This window comes from Paracoccus sp. (in: a-proteobacteria), from assembly GCF_030538695.1.
In the GTDB taxonomy this organism is placed as follows: domain Bacteria; phylum Pseudomonadota; class Alphaproteobacteria; order Rhodobacterales; family Rhodobacteraceae; genus Paracoccus.
Map to the genome: position 1 here is coordinate 1 of NZ_JAUNTN010000025.1, position 21,910 is coordinate 21,910.

At 62.2% G+C, this 21,910-nt stretch carries 22 protein-coding genes and 2 pseudogenes; 22 read left to right on the forward strand and 2 right to left on the reverse strand.

Features of this window, described 5'->3' with window-relative positions; genetic code table 11:
- Positions 1–1,499 (reverse strand): dihydroxy-acid dehydratase (gene ilvD, locus Q4G24_RS13660; protein ID WP_303367097.1); only part of this gene is annotated, 1,499 nt, incomplete at its 3' end.
- 129 nt (positions 1,500–1,628) lie between these two features.
- Between ilvD and queA the strand changes: the two genes are divergently transcribed.
- The 8 genes and pseudogenes from queA (at position 1,629) to Q4G24_RS13700 (ending at position 10,396) form a co-directional block, all read left to right on the forward strand.
- Positions 1,629–2,693, forward strand: coding sequence for a tRNA preQ1(34) S-adenosylmethionine ribosyltransferase-isomerase QueA (gene queA, locus Q4G24_RS13665; RefSeq protein WP_303367098.1), 1,065 nt, complete (start codon positions 1,629–1,631; stop codon positions 2,691–2,693).
- Between the two features lies 1 nt (position 2,694).
- Positions 2,695–3,894 (forward strand): annotated as a pseudogene (locus Q4G24_RS13670) (MFS transporter); the annotation flags it as partial.
- Positions 3,895–4,005: 111 nt separating this feature from the next.
- Complete coding sequence (locus Q4G24_RS13675) at positions 4,006–4,590, forward strand: DUF924 family protein (protein ID WP_303367147.1); 585 nt, start codon at positions 4,006–4,008, stop codon at positions 4,588–4,590.
- A 31-nt stretch (positions 4,591–4,621) separates the two neighbouring features.
- Positions 4,622–6,013 carry a dihydrolipoyl dehydrogenase gene (lpdA, locus tag Q4G24_RS13680; protein WP_303367099.1) on the forward strand — a complete coding sequence of 464 codons (1,392 nt, stop codon included), beginning with the start codon at positions 4,622–4,624 and terminating at the stop codon, positions 6,011–6,013.
- Between the two features lie 13 nt (positions 6,014–6,026).
- On the forward strand, positions 6,027–6,650 hold the full coding sequence (bluB, locus tag Q4G24_RS13685; protein WP_303367100.1) for a 5,6-dimethylbenzimidazole synthase: 624 nt from the start codon (positions 6,027–6,029) through the stop codon (positions 6,648–6,650).
- 120 nt (positions 6,651–6,770) lie between these two features.
- Positions 6,771–9,662, forward strand: a complete 2,892-nt coding sequence (gene uvrA / locus Q4G24_RS13690; RefSeq protein WP_303367148.1) for an excinuclease ABC subunit UvrA — start codon at positions 6,771–6,773, stop codon at positions 9,660–9,662.
- Positions 9,663–9,719: 57 nt separating this feature from the next.
- Positions 9,720–10,043 carry a hypothetical protein gene (locus Q4G24_RS13695; RefSeq protein ID WP_303367101.1) on the forward strand — a complete coding sequence of 108 codons (324 nt, stop codon included), beginning with the start codon at positions 9,720–9,722 and terminating at the stop codon, positions 10,041–10,043.
- Positions 10,040–10,396 (forward strand): DUF4260 domain-containing protein, encoded by a 357-nt coding sequence (locus Q4G24_RS13700; protein WP_303367102.1) that lies wholly within the window; start codon positions 10,040–10,042, stop codon positions 10,394–10,396. The genes Q4G24_RS13695 and Q4G24_RS13700 overlap by 4 nt, the downstream gene beginning before the upstream one ends.
- A gap of 43 nt (positions 10,397–10,439) precedes the next feature.
- Here the strand turns inward: Q4G24_RS13700 and Q4G24_RS13705 are convergent, their stop codons facing one another.
- Positions 10,440–10,838, reverse strand: coding sequence for a hypothetical protein (locus tag Q4G24_RS13705; protein WP_303367103.1), 399 nt, complete (start codon positions 10,836–10,838; stop codon positions 10,440–10,442).
- 370 nt (positions 10,839–11,208) lie between these two features.
- Between Q4G24_RS13705 and Q4G24_RS13710 the strand changes: the two genes are divergently transcribed.
- The 14 genes and pseudogenes from Q4G24_RS13710 (at position 11,209) to Q4G24_RS13775 (ending at position 21,907) form a co-directional block, all read left to right on the forward strand.
- Entirely contained in the window at positions 11,209–11,574 is a 366-nt protein-coding gene (locus Q4G24_RS13710; protein ID WP_303367104.1) for an NADH-quinone oxidoreductase subunit A, read from the forward strand.
- Entirely contained in the window at positions 11,565–12,098 is a 534-nt protein-coding gene (locus tag Q4G24_RS13715) for an NADH-quinone oxidoreductase subunit B family protein (protein ID WP_303367105.1), read from the forward strand. Before Q4G24_RS13710 ends, Q4G24_RS13715 begins: the two co-directional genes overlap by 10 nt.
- A 3-nt stretch (positions 12,099–12,101) precedes the next feature.
- Positions 12,102–12,722 carry an NADH-quinone oxidoreductase subunit C gene (locus tag Q4G24_RS13720; RefSeq protein ID WP_303367106.1) on the forward strand — a complete coding sequence of 207 codons (621 nt, stop codon included), beginning with the start codon at positions 12,102–12,104 and terminating at the stop codon, positions 12,720–12,722.
- Complete coding sequence (locus tag Q4G24_RS13725; protein ID WP_303367107.1) at positions 12,719–13,150, forward strand: thioesterase family protein; 432 nt, start codon at positions 12,719–12,721, stop codon at positions 13,148–13,150. Before Q4G24_RS13720 ends, Q4G24_RS13725 begins: the two co-directional genes overlap by 4 nt.
- Positions 13,150–13,587, forward strand: a complete 438-nt coding sequence (locus Q4G24_RS13730; RefSeq protein ID WP_303367108.1) for a GFA family protein — start codon at positions 13,150–13,152, stop codon at positions 13,585–13,587. The genes Q4G24_RS13725 and Q4G24_RS13730 overlap by 1 nt, the downstream gene beginning before the upstream one ends.
- Before the next feature lie 3 nt (positions 13,588–13,590).
- Positions 13,591–14,829 carry an NADH-quinone oxidoreductase subunit D gene (locus tag Q4G24_RS13735; RefSeq protein WP_303367109.1) on the forward strand — a complete coding sequence of 413 codons (1,239 nt, stop codon included), beginning with the start codon at positions 13,591–13,593 and terminating at the stop codon, positions 14,827–14,829.
- A 208-nt stretch (positions 14,830–15,037) separates the two neighbouring features.
- A pseudogene (gene nuoE / locus Q4G24_RS13740) lies at positions 15,038–15,739 on the forward strand (NADH-quinone oxidoreductase subunit NuoE); the annotation flags it as partial.
- A gap of 22 nt (positions 15,740–15,761) precedes the next feature.
- Entirely contained in the window at positions 15,762–16,595 is an 834-nt protein-coding gene (locus Q4G24_RS13745) for a hypothetical protein (RefSeq protein ID WP_303367110.1), read from the forward strand.
- On the forward strand, positions 16,595–16,801 hold the full coding sequence (locus Q4G24_RS13750; protein ID WP_303367111.1) for a DUF5337 domain-containing protein: 207 nt from the start codon (positions 16,595–16,597) through the stop codon (positions 16,799–16,801). The genes Q4G24_RS13745 and Q4G24_RS13750 overlap by 1 nt, the downstream gene beginning before the upstream one ends.
- Positions 16,802–16,843: 42 nt before the next feature.
- Positions 16,844–18,139, forward strand: coding sequence for an NADH-quinone oxidoreductase subunit NuoF (nuoF, locus tag Q4G24_RS13755; protein WP_303367112.1), 1,296 nt, complete (start codon positions 16,844–16,846; stop codon positions 18,137–18,139).
- A 3-nt stretch (positions 18,140–18,142) separates the two neighbouring features.
- The gene (locus Q4G24_RS13760) at positions 18,143–18,604 is read left to right on the forward strand and encodes a TM2 domain-containing protein (protein WP_303367113.1); all 462 of its coding nucleotides are present in this window, start codon (positions 18,143–18,145) and stop codon (positions 18,602–18,604) included.
- 101 nt (positions 18,605–18,705) lie between these two features.
- On the forward strand, positions 18,706–19,116 hold the full coding sequence (locus Q4G24_RS13765) for a DUF5333 domain-containing protein (RefSeq protein ID WP_303367114.1): 411 nt from the start codon (positions 18,706–18,708) through the stop codon (positions 19,114–19,116).
- Positions 19,117–19,128: 12 nt separating this feature from the next.
- Entirely contained in the window at positions 19,129–21,135 is a 2,007-nt protein-coding gene (nuoG, locus tag Q4G24_RS13770) for an NADH-quinone oxidoreductase subunit NuoG (protein ID WP_303367115.1), read from the forward strand.
- A 4-nt stretch (positions 21,136–21,139) separates the two neighbouring features.
- Positions 21,140–21,907 (forward strand): hypothetical protein, encoded by a 768-nt coding sequence (locus tag Q4G24_RS13775; RefSeq protein ID WP_303367116.1) that lies wholly within the window; start codon positions 21,140–21,142, stop codon positions 21,905–21,907.
- Positions 21,908–21,910 lie beyond the last annotated feature (3 nt).

Genomic DNA, 21,910 nt, shown 5'->3' on the forward strand with positions numbered 1-21,910 from the left:
TTCAGATAGCTGGTCGGATACAGCATTTCCTGCATCCCCGGCCCGCCCTTGGGGCCTTCATAGCGGATCACCACCACATCCCCGGCCTTGACGCCGCCGTTCAGGATGCCAAGCACCGCTGCGTCCTGGCTTTCGTAAACCACCGCAGGCCCGGCAAATGTCAGGATGCTGTCATCCACCCCCGCCGTTTTCACGATGCAGCCGTTCAGCGCGATGTTGCCCTTCAGCACGGCCAGTCCGCCATCTTCGGAAAACGGCGTCTTGACCGAGCGGATCACGCCGGTTTCGCGGTCGGTGTCCAGACTGTCCCAGCGCCGGTCCTGAGAAAATGCGACCTGAGTCGGCACCCCACCCGGCGCGGCGCTGAAAAAGCGGCGCACTTCGGGATCATTGGTGCGGCTGATGTCCCAGGTGTCGATGGCATGACCCAGCGTCGGGCTGTGGACGGTTGGCAGGTCGCGGTGGATCAGCCCGCCCGCGTCAAGCTGACCAAGGATTGCCATGATGCCACCGGCGCGGTGAACATCCTCCATATGCACATCGGCTTTGGCGGGCGCGACTTTGGACAGGCACGGCACCTGACGCGACAGCCGGTCGATGTCGTCCATGGTGAAATCGACCCCGCCCTCATGCGCGGCGGCAAGGATATGCAGCACGGTATTCGTTGACCCGCCCATCGCAATATCCAGCGACATGGCGTTTTCAAACGCGCCCTTGGTAGCGATAGACCGGGGCAGCACGGTTTCATCGTTCTGGTCATAATAGCGCCGCGCCAGATCGACGATCAGGCGGCCTGCCCGCAGGAACAGCTCGCGCCGGTCGGCATGGGTGGCAAGGGTCGAGCCATTGCCCGGCAGCGACAGGCCAAGCGCCTCGGTCAGACAGTTCATCGAATTGGCGGTGAACATGCCGGAACAGGAACCGCAGGTCGGGCAGGCGGATTGCTCGATCGCCTGCACATCGGCGTCGGAAATGCTGTCATCAGCCGCTGCGACCATCGCATCAACCAGATCCAGCGCATGAGTCTTGCCATTCAGCACGACCTTGCCAGCCTCCATCGGGCCGCCGGATACGAACACCACCGGAATGTTCAGCCGCATCGCCGCATTCAGCATCCCCGGCGTGATCTTGTCGCAATTGCTGATGCAGACCATAGCATCGGCGCAATGCGCGTTAACCATGTATTCCACACTATCCGCAATGATCTCGCGCGAGGGCAGGGAATACAGCATCCCATCATGGCCCATGGCGATGCCGTCATCCACGGCAATGGTGTTGAACTCTTTGGCGACGCCGCCTGCGGCTTCGATTTCCCGCGCGACCATCTGGCCAAGGTCTTTCAGGTGGACATGGCCCGGCACAAACTGGGTAAAGCTGTTCACCACCGCGATGATTGGCTTGCCGAAATCGCCATCCTTCATGCCTGTTGCCCGCCAAAGGCCACGGGCGCCAGCCATATTGCGGCCATGGGTGGTTGTGCGGGAACGATATGCGGGCATGGGTCTTGATCCTTTGTGCGCTGCCCGGCGGGTTTGGCCCGGCGGGGTGTTGCTGGCATAACGGAAATGACGGGGATTCGTCCAGATGCGAGCATTGACCTTACCCGACAGCGGGGTGACAACCGGGCCATGAAGCTGAGTGATTTTGATTTTGACCTGCCCGAACGGCTGATCGCCACGCGCCCGGCGAAACCGCGCAGCGCCTCGCGCCTGCTGGTTTCGGATGGGACGATCCGCGATGCGCATATGCACGATCTGCCAGAGTTTTTGCGTCCTGGTGATCTGCTGGTGCTGAACGATACCAAGGTGATCCCGGCGCGGCTGTCCGGCACCCGTACCCGCCAGACCCCGCAGGGCGAAGCCGTCGCGCGGGTCGAGGTTACGCTGCTGGAACCCGCCGGGGATGGTGCCTGGCACGCGCTGGCCAAGCCGCTGCGCAAACTGCGGGCGGGCGAGGTGGTCCGCTTCGGGGATGCCCTGTCAGCCGCGGTGGAAAGCCTTGAGGATCAGGGCCTTATCCTGCGGTTCGATGCGCAGGGTGCGGCGTTCGATGCGGCGCTGGCGCGGGTCGGTGCGATGCCCCTGCCGCCTTATATCGCGGCAAAACGTGCGCCTGACGCGCAGGATAAGAACGATTACCAGACTGTCTGGGCGCGTCATTCCGGCGCTGTTGCCGCCCCGACCGCCAGCCTGCATTTCGACCAGCCCTTGCTGGACCGGCTGCGCGATATGGGGGTGCAATTCGTGCATGTGACGCTGCATGTCGGCGCGGGGACGTTCCTGCCGGTCAAGGTCGAGGACGTGGCCACCCACAAGATGCACGCCGAATATGGCGAGGTTACGGCCGAGGCCGCCGCTGCCATCAACGCTGCCCGCGCCGAAGGCCGCCGCGTGATCCCGGTCGGCACCACCGCGCTGCGCCTCATCGAATCAGCGGCGACAGACGGAAAGGTGCGGCCTTTTGCGCAACCGACCGATATTTTCATCTATCCCGGCTATCAATTCCGCGTCACCGATGCGCTGATAACCAATTTTCACCTGCCAAAATCCACGCTTTTGATGCTGGTTTCGGCGCTGATCGGGCGGGAAAAGGTGAGACAGATTTACCAACATGCGGTAACGGAAAATTATAGGTTCTTCAGCTATGGTGATGCATCGCTGCTGATTCCTGCGCGTGAAAAGGGGGCTGATTAAGATGCTGGGCGTGCTGCGCACGACATGGCCGCTGTTGCTGGGGGTTCTGTTGTTCATGGTGGGCAACGGGATGCAAGGCACGTTGCTGGGGATCCGCGGCGGGATCGAGGGCATCCCGACCGGGCAGATGTCGGTGGTCATGGCGGCCTATTTCGGGGGCTTCCTGCTGGGGTCGCGGCTGGTGCCGGAAATGATCCGCAGCGTCGGGCATGTGCGGGTGTTTGCGGCGCTTGGCTCGATGATTTCGGCGGTGCTGGTGGTCTATGCCGCATGGCCGAACTGGGTCGCGTGGACGTTGCTGCGGCTGCTGGTCGGGTTCTGTTTCTCGGGCGTCTATATCACCGCCGAAAGCTGGCTGAACGCCAGCGCCACCAACGAAAACCGGGGGCAGGCGCTGTCGGCCTATATGCTGGTGCAGATGATCGGCATTGTGACCGCACAGGCGCTGGTCAACGTCGGTGATCCAGGCGGTTATCTGCTGTTCGTGATCCCCTCGGTTCTGGTTTCGCTGGCCTTCACGCCGATCCTGCTGTCCGCCCGCCCCGCCCCCACGTTTGAAACCATCCAGAGGATGAGCTTTACCGAACTTTACCGCATCTCTCCGCTGGGCTGCGTCGGGATTTTCCTGATGGGCGGGGTGTTCTCCGCGCTGTTCGGGATGGGCGCGGTCTGGGGGACGCAGGTCGGGTTGTCGGTGGCAGAGGTCTCGGCCTTTATCGCGGCGATTTACGCGGGCGGGCTGGTTCTGCAATTTCCGCTGGGCTGGCTGTCCGACCGGATGGACCGGCGGCGGCTGATCTTTGCATTGTCGGTCATCGGGGCGCTGACGATCCTGCTGCATGTGCTGATCGGTGGCGGCATCTGGGCCTTGCTGCTGGTGGCGGCGGTGGTCGGCGGTATGGCGAACCCGCTGTATTCGCTGCTGTTGGCCTATACGAACGACTTTATGAACCAGTCGCGGATGGCGGCGGCCTCGGCGGGGCTTTTGTTCATCAACGGGCTTGGCTCGCTGGCCGGGCCGCTGATCGTCGGCTGGCTGATGGGGGCGGTCGGAAGCAATGGCTATTGGCTGTTCATCGCGTTGATGTTTGTGGCGCTGGCGGCCTATTCGGCCTATCGCATGACCCAGCGTGCTGCACCGACGGTCGAGGAAACCGGCAGCTTCGCCATCATCTCGCCCACGGCCACGGTGCTGGCGGTCGAAGGGGCGATGGATCGCAACCCGCAGGAGGACGAGGACCGCCCCGCCGGTCCGGTCCGGGGGGAGGTCTTTGACGCCGTATCCCTGCGCGCCATCCCCGAGGAGGACAGCATGACGACCCCACAGGATGTTCTGGACTTCTGGCTGAACGAAGTGGGTGAAAACGGCTGGTATCAGCGGTCCGACGCGCTGGATCAGACCATCCGTGACCGCTTCATGCCCGTTTGGGCGGAAATTGAGGCGCGGATGCAGGACTGGCCCGAGGATGCCGACAGCGCGCTTGCGGCGCTGATCGTGACGGATCAGTTCTCGCGCAATATGTTCCGCGATGATCCACGGGCCTTTGCCACCGATGCGCTGGCGCGGCGGATTGCCGATCAGGCGATCGCGGCGGGCTATGACATGGCGACGCCGGAACCGCAGCGGCAGTTCTTTTATATGCCATTTGAACATTCCGAGGATCTGGACGACCAGAACCGTGCCGTCGCCCTGTTCGCAGAACGTATGCCGGGCGAGAACCTGCGCCATGCTGAATTGCACCGCGACACGATTGCGACATTCGGGCGCTTTCCATGGCGCAATGCCGCTTTGGGGCGGGACAATACGGCTGATGAACAACGGCTGCTGGATGCGGGCGGCTATGGGGCGCTGGTTTCGGGCAAGCTGTCGCTTGCTGATTTTGGCGAGATAGTTTAACGTTGAACCAATTTTCAGCGAGGGGGCGCATATGGCTCAGAACTTCGATATGATCGTGATCGGCGCGGGTCCGGGCGGCTATGTCGCCGCCATTCGCGGGGCGCAGCTTGGGCTGAAGGTTGCCTGCGTAGAGCGTGAGCATCTGGGCGGTATCTGCCTGAACTGGGGCTGTATCCCGACCAAGGCGCTTCTGCGCTCGGCTGAGGTGTTCCACCTGATGCACCGCGCCAAGGATTTCGGCCTGACCGTTGAAAAGCCCGGCTATGATCTGGCCAAGGTTGTCGAACGCTCACGCGGGGTCGCCAAGCAACTCTCCGGTGGCGTTGGTCATTTGCTGAAAAAGAACAAGGTGACGGTCATCATGGGCGAGGCCACGATTACCGCCCCCGGCAAGATCAGCGTCAAGACCGACAAGGGGGCCGAGGAACTGACGGCCAAGAACATCGTTCTGGCCACCGGTGCCCGCGCCCGTGAACTGCCGGGGCTGGAACCTGATGGCAAGCTGGTCTGGAACTATAAACACGCGCTGAACCCGCCGCATATGCCGAAAAAGCTGCTGGTGATCGGTTCGGGCGCGATCGGTATTGAATTTGCCAGCTTCTTCAACACACTGGGCGCGGAAACCACGGTGGTCGAGGTCATGGACCGCGTGCTGCCGGTCGAGGATGCCGAGATCAGCGCGCTGGCGAAAAAGCAATTCGTCAAGCAGGGCATGACCATTCTGGAAAAGGCGACGGTCAAGAAGCTGGACCGCAAGGGCGCAACCGTCACTGCCCATATCGAGACCGGCGACAAGACCGAGACCCGCGATTTCGACACGGTGATTTCCGCCGTTGGCATCGTCGGCAATGTCGAAAACCTTGGGCTGGAGGCGCTGGGCGTCAAGATTGACCGCACCCATGTCGTGACCGATGAATATTGCCGCACCGGGGTTGATGGCCTTTACGCCATCGGGGATATCGCGGGCGGGCCCTGGCTGGCGCATAAGGCCAGCCATGAAGGGGTGATGGTCGCGGAACTGATCGCTGGTCAACATGCGCATCCGTGCAAAGTGACGAATATCCCCGGCTGCACCTATTGCAACCCGCAGGTGGCCAGCGTCGGCCTGACCGAAGAAAAGGCCAAGGCGCAGGGGTATGAGGTCAAGGTCGGTCGTTTCCCCTTTGTCGGCAATGGCAAGGCGATTGCCTTGGGCGAACCCGAAGGGCTGGTGAAAACTGTGTTCGACGCCAAGACGGGGGAACTGCTGGGCGCCCATATGATCGGCGCCGAAGTGACGGAGCTGATTCAGGGCTATGTCGTTGGTAAAACCGCCGAACTGGTCGAACAGGACTTTATGCAGACGGTCTTTGCACATCCTACGCTGTCGGAAATGATGCATGAATCGGTGCTGTCGGCCTATGGGCGGGCGATCCACTTCTGACGGGCCACTTCTGATGCGCTTCGGGCCGGAACATGCTGCGATGCTGCGGGATCTGCTGATCTGGCGGCGCGATGTGCGGCATTTCCGGCCCGATCCTTTGCCCGAGGGGGCGGCGGACCGGCTGCGGCAGGCGATGGAGCTTGCGCCCTCGGTCGGTAATGCGCGGCCCTGGCGGGTGATGCAGGTCGAAAGCCCCGCCGCCCGCGCCGCGCTGCGGGATAATTTCGCTGCGGCAAATCGTCAGGCAGCGGCGGGATATCATGGCCAGCAGGCCCGCGATTATGCGACGCTGAAACTGGCCGGGCTGGATGCCGCGCCGCTGATCCTGTGCATCTTCACCGAGGCCGATCCGGCCGAGGGCCACGGGCTTGGTCGCGCCAGTATTCCCGAGACGCTGGAACAATCCACCGCCATGGCGATTTTTTCCCTGTGGCTGACCGCGCGGGCGGAAAATCTGGGGGTGGGGATGGTTTCGATCCTTGATCCGCGCCGGGTCGAAGCCGATCTGGCGGTGCCTGCGGGCTGGCGCTTTACGGCTTGCCTGTGCATCGGCCACCCGGAAACAGTGGATGATACGCCCTTGCTGCATCGCAACGGCTGGCAGGAAAATATCAGCAGAGATTGGCTGCGGGTCTAAAGGCTGCCGCGTCTTGAGCCGCAAGCTGGCGGCATGGCTGCTTGTTCCGCTTATGTTCATCTTTCCGGTTGCGTTTCCGCGCACTGTGACTATCTGATGCGCTTGGGTGCAGAAGGGCCGATCATGGAACAGAAGTTCATCGAGATTCGCGGCGCGCGCGAACATAATCTGAAAAACGTGGATATGGACATTCCGCGCGATCAGCTTGTGGTCATCACCGGCCTGTCGGGGTCGGGGAAATCCAGCCTTGCCTTTGACACGATCTATGCCGAGGGCCAGCGCCGCTATGTCGAAAGCCTGTCGGCCTATGCGCGGCAATTTCTTGATATGATGGGAAAACCGGACCTGGATCATATCAGCGGCCTGTCACCCGCAATCAGTATCGAACAGAAAACCACATCGAAGAACCCGCGCTCGACCGTGGGGACCGTGACCGAGATCTATGACTATCTGCGGCTGCTGTTTGCCCGCGCCGGCACACCCTATTCCCCCGCCACCGGCCTGCCGATTGAGGCGCAGCAGGTGCAGGACATGGTGGACCGCATCATGGCGATGGAACCCGGCACCCGCGCCTATCTGCTGGCCCCCATCGTGCGCGACCGCAAGGGCGAATACCGGAAAGAGTTTCTGGACCTGCGCAAGCAGGGTTTTCAGCGGGTCAAGGTCGATGGCCAGTTTTATGAGCTGGATGAGCCGCCCACGCTGGACAAAAAGTTCCGCCACGACATCGACGTGGTGGTGGACCGGCTGATCGTCGGCGCGGGGATCGAGACCCGGCTGGCTGACAGCCTGCGCACGGCGCTGGACCTTGCCGATGGCATCGCCATTCTGGAAACTGTCGCGGATACGCCGGAGCGCATCACGTTTTCCGAAAACTTTGCCTGCCCGGTCAGCGGCTTCACCATCCCGGAAATCGAACCGCGCCTGTTCAGTTTCAACGCGCCCTTCGGTGCCTGCCCGGTCTGCGACGGGTTGGGGGTCGAGCTGTTCTTTGACGAACGGCTGGTGGTGCCGGACCCGGCGCTGTCCATCGCGGGCGGGGCGATTGCGCCATGGGCCAAGTCAAAATCGGCCTATCTGACGCAGACGATCAGCGCGCTGGCGGCGCATTATGGTTTTGACAAGCGCACGCCATGGAAAGACCTGCCGCAATCGGTGCGTGACCTGTTCATGCGCGGCTCGGGTGGCGAGGAAATCGCCTTTCGTTTCGACGATGCGGGCCGGGTTTACACCATCACCCGCAGCTTCGAGGGCGTGATCCCGAATATGGAACGCCGCCTGCGCGAAAGCGATTCCGCATGGGTGCGCGAGGAGTTCGAGAAATACCAGAACAACCGTCCCTGCGGTGCCTGTCATGGGTTCCGGCTGCGGCCCGAGGCTCTGGCGGTGAAAATCGCGGGCAGCCATGTCGGGCAGGTGGTCGATCTGTCCATCCGCGAGGCGCTGGACTGGGCCAAGGATGCGCCGAACCATCTCAGCAAGCAAAAGAACGAGATCGCGGCGGCAATCCTCAAGGAAATCCGCGAACGACTGGGGTTTTTGGTGAATGTCGGGCTGGATTACCTGACGCTTTCCCGCGCGGCGGGGACGCTTTCGGGCGGCGAAAGCCAGCGTATCCGGCTGGCCAGCCAGATCGGCAGCGGGTTGACCGGGGTGCTGTATGTGCTGGACGAACCCAGCATCGGCCTGCATCAGCGCGACAACGACCGGCTGCTGGACACGCTGAAGGGGCTGCGCGACGCGGGCAATTCGGTGATCGTGGTCGAGCATGACGAGGATGCGATCCGCCACGCCGATTATGTGTTCGATATGGGGCCGGGTGCTGGTGTGCATGGCGGAACGGTGGTCAGCCATGGGACTCCGGCGCAGATTGCGGCGGACCCGGCCAGCCTGACCGGGCAATATCTGTCCGGTGCGCGGGAAATCGCGGTCCCTGTGCAGCGCCGCGCCGGGAATGGCAAATCGGTGCAGGTCATCGGCGCGACCGGCAACAACCTGAAAGATGTGACGGCAGAGTTTCCTTTGGGCAAGTTTCTGTGCGTCACCGGCGTGTCAGGGGGCGGCAAATCGACGCTGACCATCGAAACGCTGTTCAAGACGGCCTCGATGCGCCTGAACGGCGCGCGTCAGGTGCCTGCACCTTGCCAGCAGATCAAAGGGCTGGAGCACCTGGACAAGGTGATCGACATTGACCAGCGCCCCATCGGCCGCACACCCCGCTCGAACCCGGCGACCTATACCGGCGCGTTTACCCCGATCCGCGACTGGTTCGCCGGGCTGCCCGAGGCCAAGGCGCGCGGATACAAACCCGGACGGTTCAGTTTCAACGTCAAGGGCGGCCGCTGCGAAGCCTGTCAGGGCGACGGTGTTATCAAGATCGAGATGCACTTCCTGCCCGATGTTTATGTCGAGTGCGAGACCTGCAAAGGCAAGCGTTACAACCGCGAAACGCTGGAGGTTCAGTTCAAGGGCAAATCCATCGCGGATGTGCTGGATATGACCGTCGAGGACGCGCAGGAGTTTTTCAAGGCGGTGCCTTCGATCCGCGAGAAAATGGACGCGCTGATGCGGGTGGGCCTGGGTTATATCAAGGTCGGCCAGCAGGCGACGACGCTTTCGGGCGGCGAGGCGCAGCGGGTCAAACTGTCCAAGGAACTGTCGCGGCGGTCAACGGGCCGGACGCTGTATATTCTGGACGAACCCACGACCGGCCTGCATTTCGAAGATGTGCGCAAGCTGTTGGAAGTGCTGCATGAACTGGTCGATCAGGGCAATTCCGTGGTGGTGATCGAACATAATCTTGACGTTATCAAAACCGCGGACTGGATCATTGATATTGGTCCCGAAGGTGGCGATGGTGGCGGGCGCATCGTGGCCGAGGGGACGCCCGAAACCGTGGCGCAGGTCGCGGCCAGTCACACCGGGCGCTATCTGGCACCACTGCTGTCGGGGCGAGAGGCCGCGCCGCCTGTCGCGCCAAAGCCCAAGCGTCGGGCAAAGGCCAGGGAATAAGGAACCCGTGGAACGTGGCAGCGTTTAGCCAAAGTGGCTCTGCACATGAGGAAGGCCATGACACGACCGCGCTTCCCGCGCCCACATGATGATGCCCCACATGCATGGGGGCTGACCGGCGATGTTCCGCTGGAGGTCTGGGAACGGTTTTCCCCGGCCTATGAAGCACAGGCGGAACGGCTTGCGCTGGCCCTTGAGGATCGGGGCTATCGCGTTGAGTTCATGGGCGCAGGCGGTCAGGATGGTGAATATATCAACGTGATTGACGCCAGCGACACCTATGTTGCGCTGATCCATCTGGAAGACCCGGAGGAGGCGCAGGAGCTTGCCGCGATGGATGATGCTGCGCTGTTGCGCTGGATCGGCGAGCTGGCCGGGTGAGCGCCGTCGGCTGGCAGCGGGTCGAGGGCGGGCTGCTGGCGGTGGTCGCGCTGGTCGTGGCGATGATGGCCGGGCCGGGTTGGCCGTGGTGGGTCTGGCCGCTGGCGCTGCTGGCCCCGGATCTTGGGATGGTCGGCTATGTGGCAGGGCCTCGGGTCGGGGCGTTTGCCTATAATGTGCTGCATCTTTATGCGGGCGGGCTGGCGTTGGCAGCAGTTGGCGTGGCGACGGCGCAGGTCGGTCTGATCGCGGCAGGGATGGTCTGGATCGCCCATGTCGGCGCGGATCGGGCGCTTGGCTTCGGCCTGAAAGGGGCCAGCTTCCGCGACACGCATCTGGGCCGGATCGGCTGAAAAAGCCGCCTTGAAAAGCGGCTTTTCGTGTTTTGTGCGCAGGTTAACCGCGCAGGGCCTCGCCGCTGGGACGACCGGGAGGCGTGCAGTTCTGGCCCTGTGTGCAATGGGGGTGCTTGCCCCGCTTGTTGCCATCGCGCTTGCCCTGACGCGCCCCGGCGCTGTCCGGGCGGCGCTCGCTGCGGTGGGCGTCAGACTGACCCCGATCCTGACGCGGCCCGGCATTGGCGTCAGGGCGCTGGCCCTGCGGACGCCCGGCCTGCTGGTGGTCACGCTGCCGGGTCATCGCCCGCTGACGGTCCTGCTGCGGGCGCTGGGCCTGATCCTGCGGCGGCAAGGGGCGGACGGTCTGGTTGTTGTTGCTGGTCTGCGCGATGGCGGGAACCGTGGCCGAGGTTGCCAGTGCAATCAGAGCGATGCTGAGCGGTTTCAAGATGTTCATGGCCTTATCCTTTATAGGGCTTTTGGGAGCGGATACCTTGCCCCAATGCTGGTTAATGCGGCAGAGAATCACCTCTGGCCTGCTGATAGGATAGGCCGAGCTTGCCAAACCAAAGCGAAACGGGTGGAAATCATTGCGGCCTTGGCAGATTTTCTGGGGCTGTTAGGCGAATCTTAGGGATTATGGTCTAAACTGAGGGATAATTTCAGTCTGTCCAAAGGGGGGAGGATTGTCGCAGCCAATGAAACGCCAGCCTTTGCAGGCCCGATTCGACCGCGCTTGCCGTTGACCCTGCCCAATGGCGCGGCTAAACGGACCATAGCCAAACCCAATGCACGCGCCCCGCGCTGCGCCAGTAGGGAGCCCGCCAGTGGACTATATCCTGTCCGAATATTTGCCCGTCCTTGTTTTCCTTGGCATGGCCTCGGCCCTTGCGCTGGTTCTGGTGCTGGCCGCCGCGCTGATCGCGGTGCGCAATCCCGACCCGGAAAAACTGTCGGCTTACGAATGTGGTTTCAACGCCTTTGACGATGCGCGGATGAAGTTCGACGTGCGATTCTATCTGGTGTCGATCCTGTTCATCATTTTCGATCTTGAAGTCGCGTTCCTGTTTCCCTGGGCCATCGGCCTGCAAGGGATGAGCGATGTGGCCTTCTGGGGCATGATGGTGTTCCTGGGTGTGCTGACCGTGGGCTTTGCCTATGAATGGAAGAAAGGGGCGCTGGAATGGGCGTGATGACCGGGGCGAATACCGCCGGACCCGACCGCGAGGTGGCCACTGCCGCGCTGAACCGCGAATTGCAGGATAAGGGCTTCCTGCTGACCACGACCGAGGACATCATCAACTGGGCGCGCAATGGCTCGCTGCACTGGATGACCTTTGGTCTGGCCTGCTGCGCGGTGGAAATGATCCAGCTTTCCATGCCGCGTTACGATCTGGAACGCTTTGGCACCGCCCCGCGCGCCTCTCCGCGTCAGTCTGACCTGATGATCGTTGCCGGCACGCTGACCAACAAGATGGCCCCGGCGCTGCGCAAGGTCTATGACCAGATGCCGGAACCGCGTTACGTTATCAGCATGGGTTCCTGCGCCAATGGCGGCGGCTATTACCACTACAGCTATTCGGTGGTGCGTGGCTGTGACCGCGTGGTGCCGGTGGACATTTACGTTCCCGGTTGCCCCCCGACGGCCGAAGCCCTGCTGTATGGTATCCTGCAACTTCAGCGCCGCATCCGGCGCACCGGCACTTTGGTGAGGTAAGCGATGAGCGTTTATCCCGATCTTGAAGGTCTGGCCGATCTGGCCGAGATGATCGCCGCCCGCTTCCCGGATCATGTGCAGGGCCACGCGATCCATGCGGGCGATCTGACCGTGACCGTTACCCTGTCCGGTCTGCGCGAAGTGGCCGAGTTTCTGCACAATGACGCGTCGTGCCAGTTCACTTCGCTGATCGACATTACCGCGATTGACTGGCCGCAGCGGGCGGCGCGGTTCGATATGGTCTGGCACCTGCTGTCGATGCACCGTAACCGCCGCATCCGCCTGAAGGCTGCGGCGCGTGAGGATGATCTGGTTCCCTCACTGATCCCGGTCTATCCCAATGCCAACTGGTATGAGCGTGAGGTGTTCGACCTGTTCGGCATCCTGTTTGCGGGCCACCCGGATTTGCGCCGCATCCTGACCGATTATGGTTTCCGCGGCCACCCGTTGCGCAAGGACTTTCCGACGACTGGTTATGTCGAGGTGCGCTATTCCGACGCCGAAAAGCGCGTGGTTTACGAACCCGTCAAGCTGGTTCAGGAATACCGCCAGTTCGACTTCCTCTCGCCGTGGGAAGGTGCGCAATACGTCCTGCCCGGCGATGAAAAAGGGGCGGAAAAGTGAAACCCGGCCTGGAAATCGGCGCTACGCATCAGCATCGTATGACGGTTCTGCCGAACCATACGGTGCGCGCGCTGTTTTCCGAGGTGGGGGCTTTCCCGGATATGCCAGAGGTGATGGCGACCGCCTATTACACCGGGCTGATGGAATGGGCCTGCGTCGAGCTGATCAAGCCTTTCTATGAGGCGGGCGAACAATCCCTTGGCACCCATGTCGATTTCAGCCATGTCGCGCCGACCCTGCCGGGGCAGGAGGTCACTGTGACCGCGCGGCTGGAGGAAAACGACGGCAAGTTCCTGTGGTTCACGGTCTCGGCGCATGATGGTGTAGACCTGATCGGGCAGGGCCGCCATCAGCGGGCGCTGATCCGCGATGACCGTTTTAACGACCGGCTGGCGAAGAAACGTGCCGCTGCCGGATTGGGGGCGTGATGGCGGTGACGTTGCAACCGGCTGAGGTCATGGGGCGCTGCCTCTGCGGTGCCTGCACCTTTGTCGCCCGTCCGCAGGGGCGTGCGCATGTCTGTCATTGCAGCATGTGCCGGCAATGGACCGGCGGCATGTTCATCAGCGTCGGGCTGGCCGAAGCGGCACGTTTTGACGATGCCGTGCCCGTGGCTGTGTTCCGGTCCTCCGAATGGGGCGAGCGGGTGTTTTGCAAGACCTGCGGGGCCTCGCTGATCTGGCGGATGCAGGACGGGGCGATGAGCGCGGCCTCGGTCCAGTGTTTCGACGATCCGGGGCAATTCGCGCTGGAATCGGAAATCTTCATTGACGAAAAACCCGCCAGCTATGCGCTGGCCGGGCATCATCAGACCATGACCGGAGCCGAGGTCATGGCGATGTTTGCCCCAACGAGCGAGGGCTGAGGCATGGATGGTGATATTCGCAATAACAAATACGACGACGGCAGCGAGGATCGGCTGACCGCCGAACAGCGCATCCGCAATTTCAACATCAACTTTGGCCCGCAGCACCCGGCTGCGCATGGTGTGCTGCGCATGGTGCTGGAGCTGGATGGCGAAATCGTCGAACGCGCCGATCCGCATATCGGTCTGCTGCATCGCGGCACCGAAAAGCTGATGGAATCGCGGACTTATTTGCAGAACGCGCCCTATCTGGACCGTCTGGACTATGTGTCTCCGATGAATCAGGAACACGCCTATTGTCTGGCGATTGAAAAGCTGACCGGCACGGTTATTCCGCGCCGCGCCAGCCTGATCCGGGTGATGTTCTGCGAAATCGGGCGCCTGCTGAACCACCTCCTGACGCTGACCACCGGCGCGATGGACGTGGGGGCGCTGACTCCGCCGCTTTGGGGGCATGAGCCGCGCGAAGACCTGATGATCTTTTATGAACGCGCCTCGGGGGCGCGTCTGCATGCCAATTATTTCCGCCCCGGCGGTGTGCATCAGGATCTGGATGCGAACTTCCTCGACGATCTGGAAGCCTGGTGCGAGACGTTCCCCAAGAAGGTCGATGACATCCACACCCTGCTGACTGAGAACCGTATTTTCAAACAGCGTCTGGTCGATATTGGTATCGTCTCGCCCGAGGAGGCGCAAGCGTGGGGCTTTACCGGCGTGATGGCCCGTGGTTCGGGTCTGGCATGGGATTTGCGCCGCAGCCAGCCTTATGAATGTTATGATGAGTTCGATTTTCAGGTGCCGGTCGGCAAGAATGGCGACTGCTACGACCGCTATCTGATCCGCATGGCGGAAATGTATGAAAGCACCAAGATCATCAAGCAGGCGATTGCGAAACTGCGGGCGGAACCGGCGGGTGACGTGCTGGCGCGGGGCAAGCTGACGCCGCCGCGTCGTTCTGACATGAAGCGCGACATGGAAAGCCTGATCCACCACTTCAAACTTTATACCGAAGGGTTCAAGGTTCCGGCAGGCGAAGTTTACGCCGCAGTTGAGGCCCCGAAGGGAGAGTTCGGCGTCTATATGGTCGCGGATGGCACCAACAAACCCTATCGCGTCAAGCTGCGTGCGCCGGGTTATGCACATTTGCAGGCGATGGACTGGATGGCGCGGGGGCATTTGCTCGCCGATGTGGCCGCCATCATCGCCACCATGGACATCGTGTTCGGTGAGGTTGACCGCTAAGCGGTTGACATGAAAGGGCAGGGTATGGCGGACGTGACAAACTTTATTATGCTTGTCGGGGTGGTTTCCACCTCGTTCGGGCTTTCAGCTGTGCCGGTTCTGCTGCCCCTTGCCGTGCTGTTTCTGGGGGTATCGTTGTGATGTTTACCCGCTCGTTTAACGGCCTTTCTGGCCAGATTTTCGTTTTGTAAGGAAAGGGCTGCACCCGATGCTTCGCCGCCTGTCACCCAACCAGCCCGACAGTTTCGCCTTTACCCCGGCGAATCTGGAATACGCGCAAGCGTGGATTTCCAAATACCCCGAAGGCCGCCAGCAATCGGCGGTGATTCCGCTGTTGTGGCGGGCGCAGGAACAAGAGGGCTGGCTGACCAAGCCCGCGATCGAATATGTCGCGGATATGCTGGGCATGGCCTATATCCGGGTGCTGGAGGTTGCGACCTTCTATTTCATGTTCCAGCTTCAGCCGGTGGGCAGCATTGCGAATATTCAGATTTGCGGCACCACCACCTGCATGATCTGCGGGGCCGAGGATCTGATTCGTGTCTGCAAGGAAAAGATAGCGCCGACGCCGCATACCCTGTCCGCCGATGGCCGCTTCTCTTGGGAGGAGGTCGAATGTCTTGGTGCCTGCACCAATGCGCCGATGGTCCAGATCGGCAAGGATTTCTACGAAGATCTGACGGCTGAAAAGCTGTCCGGGCTGATCGACGCCTTTGCCGCCGGTCAGGTGCCGGTTCCGGGGCCGCAGAACGGGCGTTTCTCGTCCGAGGCGCTGGGCGGGCCGACCGCTCTGGCCGGGCTGAAAGGCACCGGGGCGCAGTATAACGGCAGCGTGCAGCGCGCCGTTGATCTGGGTGAAACCGTCAAGCGTATTGACGGAACCGAAGCTCCGATCCTGACTCCGTGGCTGAAAGGACGCTGAGGGCAGGGCGATGGATAAGGCACAATGCACGATGAATTGCTGGATAGCGGGCGCGGTTGCGGGCCTGCTGGTCTGGCTGTTGTCGTGGATTACGGGGGCTTTGCCGCCCTTGGCTGGTCTGCTGTTTGGCCTGCTGACCATGTGGTTCCTGGCGCGGTTCCTGATCTGGGGGCTGTGTTCGGACCGCTACAAGAACGGCGATTGGGCGCTGGTCGAAGGTTCGGTCTGGGCTGCGGTGCCGGAAACCGCCCCGGTCGTTGAGGCAGAGGATCAGCAGGATGTTGCGGAACCTGTCGCGCAGCCGTTGATGGCGGTTCCTGCCCGTGCCGAGGTCGTGGCTGAGGCTGTGTCGGAACCTGCGCCTGAGGTTGTGGCCGAAGAACCTGCGGTGGAACCTGTCGCAGATCGGACGGATGCCAAGGCTAAGAAAAAGGCCAAAAAGGAGAAGGCCGCGAAAAAAGCGGCTAAGGCTGAAAAGGCGGACAAGGCGAAAAGCCGTATCAAAAAGCTGGAAAAGGGGCTGAAAGAGGTCTCGAAACCACGCAAAAAGGCAAAAGCGGTAAAAGAAGCTGCGAAAACCGCTGCGGTTCTGCCCGCCGATGATCTGAAGCAGATCAAAGGCATTGGGCCGAAGCTGGAAAAAGTGCTGTCTGATGAGGGTCTTACCCGCTTCGAACAGGTCGCGGCACTGGACGATGCGCAAATTGACGCGCTGGCGGCAAAGCTGGGCCGCTTGGGCAGCCGCATCCGTAGCGATGAATGGGTCGCGCAGGCGCAAATCCTTGCGGCGGGTGGTGCGACAGAATTTTCCTCACGCGTGGGCAAAGGTGAGGTATATGAGTAATGGCGCAGAACGCGGATTTCGGGCAGATGCGGCTGGTCGGGGGCGTGATCGCCGCCACGATGCTGGTCTGGCTGGCCGTGAACTGGGCCGGGCGGGCCTATGGCTGGCCCGCGCAATACGCCTTTCTGGCCGATCTGGCCGCGATTGGGGCGTTGATCTGGTCGCTGGCCGTCACATGGCGGCTGTGGAAGCGGCGGCAAGGATGATCTTGGCCGGGGCTGCCCCGGACGGAAAAGGACGATGACGGAATGCTGAACGATCAGGACCGGATCTTTACGAATATCTACGGCATGGGCGACCGCAGCCTGAAAGGCGCGCGTGCGCGTGGCTGCTGGGACAACACCGCCGAAATCATCCAGCGCGGCCGCGATAAAATCGTGCAGCAGGTCAAGGATTCCGGTCTGCGCGGTCGCGGCGGCGCGGGCTTTCCGACGGGCTTGAAATGGTCCTTCATGCCCAAGGAATCGGATGGTCGCCCGTCCTATCTGGTGATTAACGCTGATGAATCCGAACCCGCGACCTGCAAGGACCGCGAAATCATGCGCCACGATCCGCATACGCTGATCGAAGGGGCGCTGATCGCGTCCTTTGCGATGGGGGCGCATACCTCATATATCTATATCCGGGGCGAGTTCATCCGCGAGCGTGAGGCGCTGCAAGCCGCCATCGACGAATGTTACGACGCGGGGCTGCTGGGTAAGAACGCGGCAGGCTCGGGTTGGGATTTCGACCTGTTCCTGGCCCATGGCGCCGGGGCCTATATCTGCGGCGAGGAAACCGCGCTGCTGGAAAGCCTCGAAGGCAAGAAGGGTATGCCCCGGATGAAGCCGCCGTTCCCGGCTGGCGCGGGTCTGTATGGCTGCCCCACCACGGTGAATAATGTCGAATCCATTGCCGTGGTGCCGACCATTCTGCGCCGTGGCCCGGAATGGTTCGCGGGCTTTGGTCGTCCGAATAACGCAGGCGTCAAGTTGTTCGGCCTGACTGGCCACCTGAACACGCCCTGCGTGGTCGAGGAAACCATGTCGATCCCGATGAAAGAGCTGATCGAGCGTCATGGCGGCGGTGTGCGCGGCGGCTGGAAAAACCTGAAAGCCGTGATCCCTGGCGGTGCAAGCTGCCCGGTGCTGACCGCCGAGATGTGCGAAGATGCGATCATGGATTACGACGGGATGCGTGAGCTGCGCTCGTCCTTCGGCACCGCCTGCATGATCGTGATGGATCAGCAGACCGACATCATCAAGGCGATCTGGCGGCTGTCCAAGTTCTTCAAGCATGAAAGCTGCGGCCAATGCACCCCCTGCCGCGAAGGCACCGGCTGGATGATGCGCGTCATGGACCGTCTGGTGCGCGGCGAGGCGGAGGTCGAGGAAATCGACATGCTGTTCGATGTGACCAAGCAGGTCGAAGGCCATACGATCTGCGCTCTTGGCGATGCGGCGGCATGGCCGATTCAGGGCCTGATCCGCAACTTCCGCGAGGAAATCGAGGATCGTATCAAGGCGCAGAAAACCGGGCGCATGGGCGCGATGGCGGCGGAATAAGCGATGAAAGGGCAGATCCTGCATCTGGACGAAGCGACGGGCCGGGGGGTGATTACCACCCCGGACGGGCGGCGCTTTGCGTTCCATGCGGATCAGCTTTTGGGCGATGGTCAGGTGGCGCGGGCCGGTGTGGCGGTCGATTTCCAGCCGCAGGACGATTTCGCCTTTGACATCTACCCCGATCCCGGTGCGCCGGTTCAGGCTTGGTCCGGGGCGCAGAAGAACAAGGTTATTGCGGCGCTTCTGGCGTTTTTCCTTGGCGGTTTCGGTGCGCACAAGTTCTATATCGGCGCCAATGGGGCTGGCGTGATCATGGCAGTTTGCGGGCTGTTCGGCTGGGTTTTGCTGTTTGTCCCGACCGTTATCGTCTGGACCATCGCTTTGATTGAGGCGCTGATCTACGCGACCCGCTCGGATGAGGATTTTTACCGTCAGTATGAACTGGGCAAGAAGGCATGGTTCTGATGGCGGGGTATCGCACACATAAGGGTCACGAAAGCCTGATGCAGCGCGGCGCGGTGCAGGGGCGTTACAGTTGTGGTAAAATCCCGAACAGGACCACAACGATGAAACGACTCGCACAATTTGCCGCTTTTGCCTTGGGGGCCGTGATTCTGGCGCAGCCTGCCGCTGCTTTGGAACCACTTTCGCAGAACCGCTACATCAACGACCGTCTGATCGCCGCCCGCGTGGCTGACCGGGTGCGCCGCGAATGTCCCAGCATCGACGCGCGAATGGTCAAGGCATGGGGTGAGGCCCGCGCCCTGAAACGCTATGCCGAACGGCAGGGTTACAGCGCGGCGCAGATTGACGCTTTCCTCGACAGCCGCCCGGATCGCCAGCGCATCTATGCCGTGGCCGAGGATTACCTGAAAAAGAACGGCGCCCGTGCGGGTGACGCTGAAAGTTTTTGCCGCATCGGGCGGGATGAAATTGCGAAGAATACGGTCAGTGGATCGTTGCTTCGCGCAAGATAAGGACGAGGACGCATGGCTGACCTGCGGACAATTCGGATCGACGGGATCGACGTTGAGGTCGATCCCAACCTGACGCTGATTCAGGCGTGTGAGCAGGCGGGGATCGAGGTTCCGCGTTTCTGCTATCACGAGCGTTTGTCGATTGCCGGGAACTGCCGCATGTGTCTGGTCGAGGTCGTCGGCGGCCCGCCCAAGCCTGCGGCAAGCTGCGCCATGCAGATCAAGGATTTGCGCCCCGGTCCCGATGGCGCACCCTCGGAAATCAAGACCAACAGCCCGATGGTCCGCAAGGCCCGTGAGGGCGTGATGGAGTTTCTGCTGATCAATCACCCGCTGGACTGCCCGATCTGCGATCAGGGCGGAGAGTGTGATTTGCAGGATCAGGCGATGGCCTATGGCGTTGATTTCAGCCGCTATCGTGAACCGAAACGGGCGTCTGAGGATCTGAACCTTGGCCCGCTGGTCGAAACCCATATGACCCGCTGCATTTCCTGCACCCGCTGCGTGCGTTTCACGACTGAGGTCGCGGGGATCACCCAGATGGGCCAGACCGGCCGGGGTGAGGATGCCGAGATCACCAGCTATCTGAACCAGACGCTCGACAGCAATATGCAGGGCAATATCATTGACTTGTGCCCGGTGGGTGCGCTGGTTAGCAAGCCTTATGCGTTCACCGCCCGCCCGTGGGAACTGACCAAGACCGAGACCATCGACGTGATGGACGCGCTTGGCAGCAATATCCGCGTGGACACCAAGGGGCGCGAAGTCATGCGCATCCTGCCGCGCAACCATGATGGCGTGAATGAGGAATGGATCAGCGACAAAACCCGTTTCGTCTGGGATGGGCTGCGTCGCCAGCGTCTGGACCGGCCTTATGTCCGCGAAAACGGCAAGCTGCGTCCGGCGGACTGGCCTGAGGCGCTGGCCGTTGCCACCAAGGCGCTGAAGGGCAAGCGGGTCGCGGGGCTGGTCGGTGATCTGGCGTCGGCGGAATCGGCCTTCAGTCTGAAAACCCTGATCGAAGGGCTTGGCGGTTCCGTGGAATGTCGCACGGATAACGCGCGGCTGCCCGCCGGCAATCGCTCGGCCTATGTTGGCACGGCGCAGATTGCCGATCTGGATTCGGCAGATCGTGTGGTCATCATCGGCTGCAACCCGCGTTTCGATGCGCCGGTGCTGAACGCCCGCATCCGCAAGGCTTGGGCGCGTGGCGCTGATGTTGCCCTGATCGGCGAGGCCGTGGACCTGACCTATGGTTATGACCATCTTGGCGCCGACCGTGCTGCGCTGGCCCGTCTGGTTGCCGCGCCGGGCGACAAGCCCGCGCTGGTGATCGTCGGTCAGAACGCGATCCGCGAGGCCGATGGCGAGGCGGTTCTGGCCAATGCGCAAAAGCTGGTCGAGGCAACCGGCGGCAAGCTGCTGGTTCTGCATACGGCGGCAGGTCGGGTTGGCGCGATGGATGTCGGTGCCGTGACCGAAGGCGGGCTGATTGCCGCGACCGAAGGTGCCGAGGTGATCTTTAACCTTGGTGCGGATGAAATCGAAATCGCGCCGGGTGCTTTCGTGATCTATCAGGGCAGCCACGGCGACCGTGGCGCGGCCCGCGCCGATGTGATCCTGCCCGCCGCTTGCTACACTGAGGAATCGGGCCTGTTCGTGAATACCGAAGGGCGGCCTCAGCTTGCGGTCCGGGCCAATTTCGCGCCCGGTCAGGCCAAGGAAAACTGGGCAATCCTGCGGGCGCTGTCGGCGGAACTGGGCGCGACCCTGCCGTGGGACAGCCTTGCCGCGCTGCGCCGCGCTCTGGTTCAGGCGGTGCCGCATCTGGGGCAGGTGGACAGCGTGCCGGAAAATGCATGGCAGGCGCTGACCCGTCTGGATATGGGGCAGGCCGATTTCCTGTCGCAGCGGGGCGATTATTACCTGACCAATGCCATCGCCCGCGCTTCGGCCCTGATGGGCGAGGTTGCGGCACAGGCTGCGGCGCGCAAGGCTGCGCCGCTCGCGGCGGAGTAAGGCGATGCTGCGGCGGGGGGGAATTGCGCTTGTTCTGACGGCGGGGCTGACGGCCTGTGCGCAGGATGCTGTGCAGGACCGCCCGCAGCCCAAGCCGGAACAACTGGCCACGCAACTGGTGGCCGCAGGCCAGCAGGGTGGTAAGGCGCGTCCGGTGCTGACAACGGCGCGGGTCTCGACCAAAACCGGCGAGATCATGATTCTGGAGCCGGATGGCTCGATCTCGACCATGACGCTGGATTCACAGCGCGGGCGGGCGGCCATGATGGCGACGGAATCGGTGGCGCTGAACCCGGAACTGTTGGACATGCTGGACAATCGGACGGTTTCCAGCCTGCCACGGGTCCGGATGCCGGCCGGAAAATCCCTGCAAGAACAAAAGATCGAAGCGTTCAACAAACGCAGCGGCCCGGCGCTGCCGCGCTTTCCGGCGGGCTATGTCGCGGATGCGGATAGCTTTATCGCCACGCGGGTGACGCCGGTTCCGCGCGAAGGTGCGGGTTCTGATCTGATCGAAGTGGTCGCAAACTTGCGGGCAGGGGTGGACGACCGCACCGCCTTCGCCTATGCCACCTGCGCATTGGCCGGTTGGGCCAAGGCGAATGGCAGCCCATACGCACGGCATGTCCGAACGCTAAAGGACACGCGGAACGGAAAGCTGCTGGTGGATTCGGCCTTTACCCTGTCGCGGACCCGGCCCATGGGTTTGCAGGTGATGGAAACCGAAACCACCTTGCGCGAATGTGAAAGCCGGGGCATCCCGGCAGCGTGATGA